This window comes from Agrococcus sp. GCM10030265, assembly GCF_042666675.1.
GTDB lineage: Bacteria > Actinomycetota > Actinomycetes > Actinomycetales > Microbacteriaceae > Agrococcus.
The window spans coordinates 341,979-353,717 of sequence record NZ_JBHTCZ010000001.1; the positions used below are offsets into that span (position 1 = coordinate 341,979).

Consider the following 11,739-nt stretch of genomic DNA (forward strand, 5'->3'; position numbering starts at 1 on the left):
GTCGCGAGCCTACTTGTCGCCCCGCCTCCGACTCGTGACGTGCGTGCACGCGGCGGATGCGGTATCGGTGCGCCCGGGGCGTCCAGCTCGCACGGGCGGCTGCGTGACGGGGTGCTCGGGCGGCCGCCCGCACGGATCCCGTTCGGGTCGGCCTCGACGCCGTGAGGACGTCGTGAGGGCGTCGGCGGCAGCGCCCTCGCGCGCGCACCATCGACGGCATGACGCTCACCGACCAGCTGCCGAGCCTGCGACGCACCCTCCCCGATCCCCTCGCCGTCGACGCGTGGCCCGAGGAGACGCGGGCGCGCGTCGACGACGTCGTGGTGGGCGGGCTGTCGCTGCGAGCGGTGGCTGCCGTCACGGGCACGCCGTGCATCCACGCCGGCGCCGCGGTGCGACCGGGCACGGGCGGGCTGCCGTCGCCGGATGCCGTGACGAGCGTCGTCGTCGCGATGGTCGTCGCGCTCGTGCCCGTGGCGGGTGGGTGCGGCGCCGCGCTCGACGTCGACGCCCGCGGAGTGCCGCTCGCGTGGGGCGAGGCACGCCTGCTGGGGCGTGCGTCGACGGCGCGACGCGTGCCGACGGCCGTCGTGTCGTGCGGGCTCGTCATCGCGACGCCGCGGCTCGTCGCCGACCTGCATCCCGGCGACCTCGTCGCGATCCCGGGCGCGGGCCGCGTGCGCATCCGTGCCGGCGCGCTCGCTCCCGACGAGGGCGAGCGGGCGGATTGGCTGGCGGCGCTGCGCTGACCGCCCGCCGCCGGCCTCAGCCGATGCGCGCCTCGAGGCCGATGCGCTCGCCCGCCGTCACCTGCACGTCGGTCACGCGCACGCCCGCGGGCAGGTGCGCTGCGAGGTCGAACGGCTCCTTCGTGGCGGCCTCCACCTTGCCGCGCACCGCGACGAGCAGGCCGGCCACGAGCACGTTCGACGACGTGATGCGCAGATCCTCCACGTGCACCCGCAGGGCGTCGTCGACGCGCAGCGTGGCGCTCGCGCTCGCGGGGGCACCCAGGAAGCCCTTCTTGACGCGAGCGTCGACCTCGGCGTGGATGGTGCGCGGGCCGTCCGACCGCAGCCGCACGTCGAGGTCGGCGACCGTGACCCCGAGCTCGGCCATCGCCGTCTCGGCCGCCCGCTGCACCGCGGCGACCGTCTCGGCGAGCGGCGCCTCGATGCGCAGGTGCCCGCGCAGGGGATGCGCGTCGTCGGGGTCGACGAGCGCGAGCCCGACCGCGTCGTCGGCGACGACGTCGACCCACTGCAGCCGCATGTCGTGCAGCTCGAGGCCGAGGTCGACGGGCACGCCCTCGACGCGCAGGGGGTGCGCGCGCACGGTCAGCGCCCGCAGCAGTCCCGCCTCCACGACCCGCACGTCGCCGGCGCGCGTCGGCAGCAGGTCGTCGATCGGCACCCAGTCGGCGACGCCGTCGACCTCCACGCCCGTGCCGTCGACGTCGACCGTGACGTCGGCGCCGTCGACGTCGGCGCTCAGCCTGCCGAGCAGCTGCTCGACGGCGGTGCGCTGCGACGCGGGGCCGTGCTCGAGCGCATGCTCGAGCACGTGCTCGAGGGTGGCGGCGCGGATGCGACCGACCAGGTCGGCGCCCGTCGTGGGTCGCGGGGCAGGGCCGAGGTGCAGGAAGTCGCTCATCGTGGCCCAGGCTAGGGCGTCCGCACGACGGAGGGCCACGGGATCGCATCCCGTGGCCCTCCGTGCGATCGAGCGTCAGCCGACGAGGCGCGCGCCGATCTCGGCGAGGCGACGCCCCTGGTAGCGCGCGGCGGCGAGCACGGCATCCGTCGGCGGGGTGCCGTCGGTGCCCGTCGCGTGGCCCGTGCCGTAGGGGTTGCCGCCCGCTGCGTAGAGCAGGTCGTCCGTGTAGCCGGGCGGCACGATGACGCTGCCCCAGTGGTAGAACACGTTGTTGAGCGCCAGGATCGTCGACTCGAGGCCGCCGTGCGCGTTCATGGCGCTCGTCCAGCTCGTCACGGCCTTGCCCGCCATGACGCCCTCGCTCCACGGCTTCGACGCCGCGTCGAGGAACTGCTTCAGCTGCGCAGCCGGGAGGCCGAAGCGCGTCGGCGTGCCGAAGGCGTACGCGTCCGCCCACTCGAGGTCGGCGTTCGTCGCCTCCTCGATCGTGGGTGCGACCTCGTCGACGTGCTGGCGCCAGACGGGGTTCGAGTCGACGGCGGCGTCGGGCGCGAGCTCGGCGACGCGACGCAGACGCACCTCGGCGCCCGCCTCCTCGGCTCCCGCGGCGACGGCCTGGGCGATGGCGTGGTTCGTCCCGGTGGACGAGTAGTAGATGACGGCGACCTTCATGGAGGCGCTCCCTTCCGTTGCCCCCTCACCGTGCCCGCTCGACACGGCGCACGTCGACGGCTTGCGCGCCGGCGTCGCGTGCGCCAGTCGACGCGCGGTGGATGCGGCGCGGATGCGGATGCGGCGAGCGGCGCTCCTAGGCTGGAGCGGTGACCGACGCCGACCTCGCCACCCGCCTCGTCCGCGACGCCGGAGCGCTCGCCGCCACCATGCGCGCCGCCGGCCTCGAGGCCGAGTTCAAGACGTCGATCTCCGACGTCGTCACCGCAGCCGACCGCGCCGCCGAGGAGCTCGTGCTCGCCGCGATCCGGGCCGAGCGCACCGACGACGGCGTGCTCGGCGAGGAGGGCGCGGCGGTCGAGAGCGCATCGGGTCGCCGCTGGGTGATCGACCCGGTCGACGGCACGTACAACTTCCTCTCCGGGCTCGCGTACTGGTGCAGCGCGCTCGCGCTCGACGACGCCGATGGCGTCGTGCTCGGCGCCGTGCACCAGCCCATCACGGGCGAGACGTGGCTCGGCGGTCGCGACCTGCCGACGACGCTCGACGGCGTGCCCGTCGCGCCGCTCGTGGAGCGACCGCTCGCCGACGTGAGCCTCGCGACCTACGTGCACCCCACGACCCTGTCCGAGCCCGACGTCGCCGAGCCGTGGCATGCGATCGTCGGCGGCGCGGCGACCGTGCGCATCCTCGGCTCGGGCTCGTGCGACCTCGCGGGCGTCGCAGGCGGGCGGATCGGCGTGTGGGCGCAGCACTCGACGGCCGAGTGGGACTGGCTGCCCGGCAAGGCGCTCGTCGACGCCGCGGGCGGCCGCACCGAGGTCGTCGAGCATCGGGGGCACCGCTGGCACGTCGCCGGCGACCGGCGGTCGGTGGGCGAGCTGCTCGAGCTGCTGCTCGCGAGCTGACGATGGCTGCGGAGGGTGCCGCGTACGACGCCGTCGCGCTCGCCTACGACCGGCTGCTCCCCTCGCTCGACGCCGAGCATCCCCGCGACCTCGCGATGCTCTCGGCGTTCGCGGATGCGGCGGCGGATGCGGGCGGCGACGTCGTCGACGTGGGCTGCGGCACGGGCCGCGTCGCCCGCTGGCTCGGCGCACGCGACCTGCGGGTGCACGGCGTCGACCCGTCCGAGGGCATGCTGTGCATCGCGCGTGCCGCGCAGCCGGGCGCGCGGTGGTCGCGCGGCACGGCGACCGAGGTGCCCGTGGCCGACGCATGCGCGGGCGGCGTGCTCGCCTGGTACTCGCTCATCCACGTGCCCGACGCCGCGCTCGACGCGGCGGCGGCCGAGCTCGCACGGGTCGTGCGCCCGGGAGGAGTCGTGCTCGTGGCCGCGCAGTCCGGGTCGGGGATGCGCACGATCGCGAGCGCGTACGGCACCGATGCGACCCTCACGGCGTGGGCGCACGACGCCGCGGCGCTCGCGTCGGCGCTCGAGGGCGCGGGGCTCGACGTCGTCGCACGGCTCGAGCGCGGGCCCGAGGGCCGCGAGCGCATGCCGCAGGCGTCGGTGCTGGCGCGGAGGGCCGCATCCTGACACGCTGGCTCGTCCACATCCGGACCGGTCGCTCGTGCCGTGCGGCCGACCCCGTGATATTCATATGATGTCTTCCCGGACGCCGCATGCCCGCACGACGCAGGAGTCGCCATGGCCACCCGCCAGTCCCCCATCGACATGGTCGCCAAGATGATCGACCTGTCGATGCTCACCGATCCGGCCCGGACGAGGCTGCAGCGGGCCTCGAACATCTGGGATCTGCGCGCCATCGCGAAGGCGCGCACGCCCAAGGGGCCGTTCGACTACACCGACGGCGCCGCCGAGGACGAGATCGGCATCGCACGCGCCAGGCAGGCGTTCCAGGACGTCGAGCTGCATCCGACGGTGCTCGAGGACGTCACGACCGTCTCCACCGGATGGGACGTGCTCGGCACGCGCTCCTCGTACCCGCTCGCGATCGCCCCGACGGGCTTCACCCGCCTCATGCACACCGCAGGCGAGCGGGCCGGCGCGCGCTCTGCCGCCGCGTACGGCATCCCCTTCACCCTCTCGACGCTCGGCACGACGTCGATCGAGGACGTCCGTGCGGCATCCCCGCGCGGTCGCCTCTGGATGCAGCTGTACATGATGAAGGAGCGGTCGCGTTCGATCGAGCTCGTGCACCGCGCGAAGGCCGCCGGCTACGTCGCCCTGCACATCACGGTCGACACCCCCGTGGCGGGCGCGCGGCACCGCGACCGTCGCAACGGCATGCAGTTCCCGCCGCGCCTGACCCCGTCGGCGATGCTCGACGCGGCCCCAAAGGTGGAGTGGTGGTGGTCGTTCCTCACCTCCGACCCCATCGAGTTCGCCGCGATCTCCGAGTGGGACGGCACGGTCGCCGAGCTGCTCGACACCATGTTCGACCCGTCGGTCGACCACGAGGCGCTCGCCGAGGTGCGTGCGGCATGGGACGGGCCGATCGTCGTGAAGGGCGTGCAGTCGCTCGCCGACGCGAAGCGGCTCGCCGACGTCGGCGTCGACGCCATCACGCTCTCGAACCACGGCGGCCGCCAGCTCGACCGCGCACCCGTGCCCTTCCTGCTGCTGCCGGAGGTCGCGCGCGAGGTGGGCGCCGACGTCGAGGTGCATCTCGACACGGGCATCATGTCGGGCACCGACATCGTCGCCGCCGTCGCCCTCGGCGCCCGCTCGACGATGGTCGGCCGCGCCTACCTCTACGGCCTCATGGCCGGCGGGCAGGCCGGCGTGAACCGGGCGCTCGCCATCCTCACCGACGAGATCGCCCGCACGATGCGACTCCTCGGCGTCGGCTCGCTCGAGGAGCTCGGCCCGCAGCACGTCACCCAGCTCGAGCGGCTGCGACCGAGGCGGTAGGCACCGAGCCGTCGACCAGCGACCACGGCGGCAGGCACCGAGCCACCGACCCGCGACCACGGCGGCAGGCACCGAGCCACCGACCCGCGACCACGGCGCACGCAGGAGGGCCCGCGACCGTTCGGTCGCGGGCCCTCCTGCGTCGAGCGAGCGGATGCGTCAGTCGTCGACCGAGACCACCGAGAGGTCGTCGGCGAGCTCGACGTCGACGTCGCGGTCGTTCCCGAGGTCGACCTGCACGTCGAAGGCGTGGCTGTCGTCGCCCTCGGCCTCGATCTTCTCGACCGTGCCGCCGCCCGCGGCCGCGACGGCCGCATCCACGATGTCGGCGATGCGCGACGTGTCGAGCAGCGCGTCGTTCGACGAGTCGTCGTCGTCCTGCTGCACGAGCGGGTCGCGGCCGTCGAGGAAGACGCGCACGTCGACCTCGGTGCCGTCGGCGAGCCGCACGTCGACCTTCCAGCCGTCGCGCTCGAGCTCGATGGCCGTCGCGCCCTCGCCGCCTGCGGCCGCGATCGCGGCGTCGATCGCGTCGACGAACGCCGACGGCTCGGCGGACGCCGCGCCACCGGGGCCCGTGGTCGACGAGTCGTCCTGGCCGCCCTGGTCGTCGCCCGAGCCGTCCGAGTCGTCGGACTGCGTCGGCGCGGGAGCGCTCGTCATGGGTGCCGTGACGCCGGGCTGCGTCTGCGGCTGATCGCCCTGGTCGTCGAGCGCGTCGGCGACCGTGAGGCCGACCCCTGCGACGGCGAGCACCGCGACGGCGGCGCCCGCGCCGATGAGCACGGGCTTCAGGAGGCCGCGGCCGCGCTTGGGCGTCGCCTCGTCGGCCGCCGGGTTCGGGATGGGCTGCTGCGCCGTCTGGGCCGAGGTGTCGGCGGCGGGGTGCTGCGGCGTCGGGTCGTTCGCGTCGATCGGCTGCTGCGGATCGCGGGGGGTCTGCTCGTTCATGGGTCCCACCATCCTCGTCGGCCGCTGACGCGGCTCTGAACGAACCTGAACGCGCCTTCAGCCCACGGGTGCGGCGGGGGTCGCGTGCGGCCTCTCGCGTTCGCGTCTCGCGTCTCGCAGGCGATCCGAGCAGCCGAGGGAACATGCCCCTCCAGTGCCGGGATCACCTGCGAGACGCGAACCCCGACAGCGCGCCGCGACCGGCAGGGGAGCTCAGGCGGATGCGGCCGGCAGCTCGAGCACGAAGCGCGCGCCGCCGAGGGGCGCGACGCCGATCCACGCGTCGCCGCCGTGCGCGCGCGCCACCTCGCGCACGATCGCGAGGCCGAGCCCCGAGCCGCCGTCGTCGCGGGCCCGTGCCTCGTCGAGCCGCACGAACCGCTCGAAGACGCGCTGCCGCTCGGCCTCCGCGACCCCCGCGCCATCGTCGTCGACCCACACCATCGCGCGCCCGTCGCGCACCACCGAGCCCATCGCGATGCGCGTCGTCGCATGCCGCATCGCGTTGTCGACCAGGTTGCGCAGCGCGCGCGACAGCAGCCGCGCATCCCCCGCCACGGGCGCGACGCGGATCGCCGAGCCGTCGACCTCGCGGCCGAGGCCGCGCACGCGCTCCACCTCGGCGTGCGCGAGGTCGTCGAGGTCGACGGCCCTGCGCGCCGCTCCCCCGTGCTCGTCGAGCCGCGCGAGCAGCAGCAGCCCCTCGACGATGCCGTGCATCCGCTCGCCCTCCCCGAGCACGACGTCGGCGAGCTCGCCTGGGGCGGTGGCATCCGGGTGCGCCCTCGACAGCTCGGCGAACTGCCGCATCGTCGCGAGCGGCGAGCGCAGCTCGTGCGACGCGTCCGACACGAACCGCTGCCGCGCTCGCGTGCCCTCCTCGACGCGCGCGAGCATGCGGTTCATCGTGCCCGCCAGGCGGTCGACCTCGTCGCCCGAGCCGGTCGTCGGCACGCGGCGGTCGAGCCCCGTGGCGTCGATGCCGTCGACCTGCGCGCGGATGCGGTCGACCGGTGCGAGCGCGCGGCCGACGACGATCCACACGACGGTGCCGATGAGCACGAGCGCGAGCGGCACCGCGATGGCGAGCAGCAGCGTCGCGAGGCGCACGGCGTCGTCGACCGAGGCGAGCGAGCGCCCGACGACGATCGTGCCCTGGCTGGTCTCGGCGGCGACCACGACGACGTGGTCGCCCGCGATGCTCGCCTCGACGGGTGCGGAGCCCGTCGGCACCGGCATGAGCGCCGCATCCGAGGCGTTCACGACGACGCCCGTCGACGAGCGCAGCGCCACGAGCACGTCGTCGTCGCGCGACACGAGCGCAGCCGTCTGGATCGTGCCCGCATCCACACCCTCCGCGAGCGCGGCGAGCTCGTCGGCGAGCTGGTCGGCGACCGATGCCTGCAGCTGCCGGTCGAGCGTCCACGCCATCGCGACGGCGCCGACCCCGAAGGCGGCGGTCACGATCGCGAGCGCCGCAGCCGTGATCCGCACGCGGATGGATGCGCGTCGTCGCGAGCGTCGTGCGCCCGGTGCGACGGCGCTCGCAGGGTCCGCGGGCGCGGACCGCTCGGCCGGCTCAGCCACCGTCGGCCGCCAGCCGGTACCCGGAGCCGCGCACCGTCTGGATCGCGTCGCGCCCGAACGGCCGGTCGACCTTGCGGCGGATGCGGCCGACGTAGACCTCGACGATGTTCGGGTCGCCGTCGAAGTCCTCGCTCCACACGTCGTCGAGCACCTGCGTCTTCGTCACGGCCTCGCCCTTGCGCCGCATGAGCAGCTCGAGCACGGCGAGCTCGCGCGCCGTGAGCTCGACCTCGGCCTCGCCGCGGTGCACCGTGCGTGCCGCGGGGTCGAGCCGCAGGTCGCCGGCCTCGAGCACCACGGGGCGCTCGCGGCCGCCGCGGCGCACGAGCGCGCGGATGCGGGCGACGAGCACGGGGAACGAGAACGGCTTCGTGAGCCAGTCGTCGCCGCCGGTGTCGAGGCCCTCGACCTCGTCCCACTCGCCGTCCTTCGCGGTGAGGAAGAGCACGGGCGTCCAGATGCCCTCTGCGCGCATCGTCTGGCACACGCGATAGCCCGACATCCCGGGCATCATGACGTCGAGCAGCACGACGTCGTACGAGAACTCGCGCGCACGCCACAGCCCGTCGACGCCGTCGTGTGCGACGTCGACCGTCATGCCCTCGGCCTCGAGGCCGCGGCGCACGCCGTCGGCGAGCCGCACCTCGTCGTCGACCAGCAGCACGCGCATGCCCCGATCCTCGTCGCTCGGCGCTGACGCGGCGCTGAACGGCGCGCCACTCGTTCGCCAGCGGCATGACGTCGCGGGTCGACCCCGTCCGCGTGGGCGCGAGAGGATGGACGGGCCCGGCACGGAGGACGCATGCAGCACCAGACGATCGCACCCGAGGCGCTCGAGCGCATCCGCGCCGACTTCCCCGAGCTCGCGGAGGAGGTGCAGGGGCACCGTCTCGCGTACCTCGACACCGGTGCGACCGCCCTGCGGCCCACGCCGGTGCTCGACGTGGAGCGCACGTTCGGCGAGACCCGCACCGCCGCGGTGCACCGCGGCGCGCACACCCTCGCCGCGCTCGCGACCATGGCGTACGAGGATGCCCGCGAGCGCATCGCCGCGTTCGTCGGTGCGGATGCCGACGAGGTGAGCTGGACGCAGAACGCGACCGACGCGCTCAACACGGTGTCGCTCTCCCTCGCCCGAGCCCAGCGCTCGCCGCACGAGTCGCTCGTCGACCTCGGCCCGGGCGACGTCATCGTCACGACCGAGGCCGAGCACCACGCGAACCTCCTGCCGTGGCAGGACCTCGCGGCGGCGACGGGCGCCGAGCTGCGCGTCATCCGCGTCGACGACGACGGCGTGTGGACGGCCGACGATGCACGCGCCGCGATCGACGAGCGCACGCGCGTCGTCGCCTTCGCGCACGTCGGCAACGTCACGGGCCTCGTCGCGCCCGTGGCCGAGATCGTCGAGGCCGCCCGCGCCGTCGGCGCGCTCACGGTGCTCGACGCATGCCAGTCGGCGCCGCACATGCCGCTCGACCTGCACGCGCTCGGCGTCGACGCCGCGGCGTTCTCGTCGCACAAGATGCTCGGCCCCGGCGGCGTCGGCGTGCTGTACCTGCGCCGCGAGCTCGGCCTCGCGCTGCCGCCCGCGCGCACGGGCGGGTCGATGATCACGACCGTGACCCTCGAGGGCGCCGAGTGGATGCCGCCGCCGCAGCGGTTCGAGGCGGGCACGCAGGCCGTGACGCAGGTCGTGGGCCTCGCCGCGGCCGTCGACTACCTCGACGCCGTCGGCCTCGAGGCCATCGCGGCGCACGAGGTGGCGCTCGGCGCCCGACTCGCCGAGGGCCTCGCGACGATCGACGGCGTCCGCCTCGTCGGCCCAGCCGCGGGGAGGGACCGCGTGGGGCTCGCGAGCATCGTCGTCGACGGCGTCCACGCGCACGACGTCGGCCAGGTGCTCGACGCGCAGGGCATCGCCGCCCGCGTCGGCCACCACTGCGCGCAGCCGCTGCACCGCCGCCTCGGCGTCGCGGCCACGACCCGCGCATCCACGTACCTGTACACGACGGAGGCCGAGGTCGACCGCTTCCTCGATGCCGTGAGCGGCGTCCGCGCCTACTTCGGGGTGACGCGATGAGCGGGCTCGACGACCTCTACCAGCAGATCATCCTCGACCACGCGAAGGCCAGGCACGGCGAGGGTGCGCTGCCCGCCGCCGAGGCGCACGCCGAGCGGTTCGAGCGCAACCCGACGTGCGGCGACGAGGTGCGGCTGCGCATCGCGATCGACGGCGACGGCGTCGAGCGCGTCGGCTGGGAGGGGCAGGGCTGCTCGATCTCGCAGGCGTCGGCCTCGATCCTCGGGCAGGACGTGCCCGGCCTCACGCGCGCTGCCGCCCAGGACCGCGTCGACGCGATGCGCCGCGTGCTGCGCTCGCGCGGCGAGCACGACGACGCCGACCTCGAGCTGCTCGGCGACGCATCCGCGTTCGAGGGCGTCGCGAGGTTCCCCATGCGGGTGAAGTGCGCGATGCTGCCGTGGGTCGCGCTCGAGGACACGCTGCGGCAGGTCACCGCGCGCGACTGAGCCGCCGCGCGGGCCCGTCAAGGCCACGCGCCCAGATGCTCGCGGCACCTAGCGTCGGGGCTCCACGACCGTCAGGAGCCACCATGCCCATCACCGTCACCGACTACGCGCACATGCGCCTCACCGTCACCGACATCGAGCGCTCGCGCGAGTTCTACGAGTCGGTCTTCGGCTTCGACGTCGCGTTCGAGGCGCCGCCGGAGGATGCCGACGAGGAGACGAAGGAGCGGCTCGCCTTCCTGTTCGGCGGCGTCATCTACGCCTTCCCCGGCGGGCTGCTGGGCCTTCGTCCCGTGGCTCCCGACGAGGACCGCTACGACGAGGACCGCGTGGGCCTCGACCACGTGAGCTTCGCGGTCGCGAATCGCGACGTGCTCGACGACGCCGTCTCGACGCTCGACGACCTGGGCGTCACCCACGAGGGCGTCAAGGACATCGTGGGCGGCAGCATCCTCGAGTTCCGCGACCCCGACGACATCGCGCTCGAGCTCTTCGCCCCGGCGCAGTAGCGGGGCGGGCCGGCGGGGCGGCGGACCGGCTCGGCGGCGGGCCGGCGACAGGCGAGGCGGCTCCGCGGCGGGGCGGCGCTGGCGGCACGGCGCGACCGGGTCAGCCCGCCCGCGCCGCCTCGCGCGCGGCGATGCGCGCCTGCACCTCGGGTCGCCGCAGCGGCGGCACCGTCCTCGGCGGCTGCCGCCGCTCGGGCAGGTCCTCGAGCAGGTGCCTCGTGACGTGGGCGATCTCGGCGACCGCCTGCTCGAACGCCTCGCGCGTGCGCTCCGTGGGATGCGTGATGCCCGAGACCTTGCGCACGTACTGCCGCGCGGCGGCCTCGACCTCGTCGTCGTTCGCGGCGGGCTCGAGCCCGCGCAGCGTGGTGATGTTGCGGCACATGGCCGTCACGGTACGCCTGCGCTCGCGGCGCATCCAGCCCCGGGCGTGCAGCCGCTCACGGCTCGAGCAGCGCTCGCAGCCCCGTCTCGCCCGCGCGCATCAGCGCGGCGTGGCTCGCCTGCAGTCGGCGCGGCGCGACGCGAGCGAGCGTGCGCAGCGCGCGGCGCTGCAGCATGACGTGCTGCTGCATGACGACGCTCGTGCCGCCCTGCGGCGCTGCGGCCACGTGCCAGGAGCACCAGCCGAGCACGTCGCGGCGCAGGCGGGCGGCGAGGACGCCGTCGGTGGCGTCGAGACCGGTGACGCGGATGCGGACGGCGACGGGGAGGGGGCCGCGCACGGCGAGCACGACGTCGCCGGCGTCGTCGCGCTCGACGCGGGCGATCCCGGGCCACCACGTCGGGTACGCCGCGACGTCGCCGAGCGCGGCCTGCACGGCGTCGGGCTCGGCGACCAGCTGCCAGACGGATCGGAAGCGCAGATCGGTCGGCATCCATCCATCCTCTCGTGCGCCCTCCGCCGCATGCCGCATGCGGCATGCACCCCCGTCGAGCCCCGCCAGCCCAGACGAT

At 75.0% G+C, this 11,739-nt stretch carries 14 protein-coding genes; 7 read left to right on the forward strand and 7 right to left on the reverse strand.

The features are described 5' to 3' along the window. The first annotated feature begins 218 nt into the window (after positions 1 to 218). Positions 219 to 749, forward strand: a complete 531-nt coding sequence (locus ACFQPP_RS01500) for a hypothetical protein (protein WP_376914711.1) — start codon at positions 219 to 221, stop codon at positions 747 to 749. 16 nt (positions 750 to 765) lie between these two features. Here the strand turns inward: ACFQPP_RS01500 and ACFQPP_RS01505 are convergent, their stop codons facing one another. Next, the gene (locus tag ACFQPP_RS01505) at positions 766 to 1,653 is read right to left on the reverse strand and encodes a hypothetical protein (RefSeq protein WP_376914713.1); all 888 of its coding nucleotides are present in this window, start codon (positions 1,651 to 1,653) and stop codon (positions 766 to 768) included. Between the two features lie 75 nt (positions 1,654 to 1,728). Next, positions 1,729 to 2,328, reverse strand: coding sequence for an NAD(P)H:quinone oxidoreductase (gene wrbA / locus ACFQPP_RS01510; RefSeq protein WP_376914715.1), 600 nt, complete (start codon positions 2,326 to 2,328; stop codon positions 1,729 to 1,731). Between the two features lie 149 nt (positions 2,329 to 2,477). On the opposite strand from wrbA, the gene ACFQPP_RS01515 reads away from it, so the two are divergent. The 3 genes from ACFQPP_RS01515 (at position 2,478) to ACFQPP_RS01525 (ending at position 5,206) form a co-directional block, all read left to right on the forward strand. Further along, complete coding sequence (locus ACFQPP_RS01515) at positions 2,478 to 3,236, forward strand: inositol monophosphatase family protein (protein ID WP_376914717.1); 759 nt, start codon at positions 2,478 to 2,480, stop codon at positions 3,234 to 3,236. A 2-nt stretch (positions 3,237 to 3,238) separates the two neighbouring features. Continuing rightward, positions 3,239 to 3,868 carry a class I SAM-dependent methyltransferase gene (locus ACFQPP_RS01520; protein ID WP_376914719.1) on the forward strand — a complete coding sequence of 210 codons (630 nt, stop codon included), beginning with the start codon at positions 3,239 to 3,241 and terminating at the stop codon, positions 3,866 to 3,868. Between the two features lie 111 nt (positions 3,869 to 3,979). Beyond that, positions 3,980 to 5,206, forward strand: coding sequence for an alpha-hydroxy-acid oxidizing protein (locus ACFQPP_RS01525; RefSeq protein ID WP_376914720.1), 1,227 nt, complete (start codon positions 3,980 to 3,982; stop codon positions 5,204 to 5,206). A gap of 159 nt (positions 5,207 to 5,365) precedes the next feature. On the opposite strand, the gene ACFQPP_RS01530 is transcribed toward ACFQPP_RS01525, so the two are convergent. The 3 genes from ACFQPP_RS01530 to ACFQPP_RS01540 form a co-directional block, all read right to left on the reverse strand. Next, complete coding sequence (locus ACFQPP_RS01530) at positions 5,366 to 6,157, reverse strand: hypothetical protein (protein WP_376914721.1); 792 nt, start codon at positions 6,155 to 6,157, stop codon at positions 5,366 to 5,368. 213 nt (positions 6,158 to 6,370) lie between these two features. Continuing rightward, positions 6,371 to 7,651, reverse strand: coding sequence for a sensor histidine kinase (locus ACFQPP_RS01535; RefSeq protein ID WP_376914723.1), 1,281 nt, complete (start codon positions 7,649 to 7,651; stop codon positions 6,371 to 6,373). Positions 7,652 to 7,736: 85 nt separating this feature from the next. Further along, complete coding sequence (locus ACFQPP_RS01540; RefSeq protein WP_376914725.1) at positions 7,737 to 8,414, reverse strand: response regulator transcription factor; 678 nt, start codon at positions 8,412 to 8,414, stop codon at positions 7,737 to 7,739. 132 nt (positions 8,415 to 8,546) lie between these two features. On the opposite strand from ACFQPP_RS01540, the gene ACFQPP_RS01545 reads away from it, so the two are divergent. From ACFQPP_RS01545 to ACFQPP_RS01555, 3 genes are all read left to right on the forward strand, one after another. Continuing rightward, complete coding sequence (locus ACFQPP_RS01545; protein ID WP_376914726.1) at positions 8,547 to 9,824, forward strand: aminotransferase class V-fold PLP-dependent enzyme; 1,278 nt, start codon at positions 8,547 to 8,549, stop codon at positions 9,822 to 9,824. Then, the gene (gene sufU, locus ACFQPP_RS01550; protein WP_376914728.1) at positions 9,821 to 10,273 is read left to right on the forward strand and encodes a Fe-S cluster assembly sulfur transfer protein SufU; all 453 of its coding nucleotides are present in this window, start codon (positions 9,821 to 9,823) and stop codon (positions 10,271 to 10,273) included. Before ACFQPP_RS01545 ends, sufU begins: the two co-directional genes overlap by 4 nt. A gap of 83 nt (positions 10,274 to 10,356) precedes the next feature. Continuing rightward, positions 10,357 to 10,782: a VOC family protein gene (locus tag ACFQPP_RS01555; protein WP_376914729.1), complete on the forward strand. Its 426-nt coding sequence runs from the start codon at positions 10,357 to 10,359 to the stop codon at positions 10,780 to 10,782. A 100-nt stretch (positions 10,783 to 10,882) separates the two neighbouring features. On the opposite strand, the gene ACFQPP_RS01560 is transcribed toward ACFQPP_RS01555, so the two are convergent. Further along, positions 10,883 to 11,167, reverse strand: a complete 285-nt coding sequence (locus ACFQPP_RS01560; protein ID WP_376914730.1) for a DUF2277 domain-containing protein — start codon at positions 11,165 to 11,167, stop codon at positions 10,883 to 10,885. Between the two features lie 55 nt (positions 11,168 to 11,222). Further along, a complete protein-coding gene (locus ACFQPP_RS01565) occupies positions 11,223 to 11,660 on the reverse strand; it encodes an SRPBCC family protein (RefSeq protein ID WP_376914731.1) in 438 nt (145 codons plus the stop codon). Between the last annotated feature and the right edge of the window lie 79 nt (positions 11,661 to 11,739).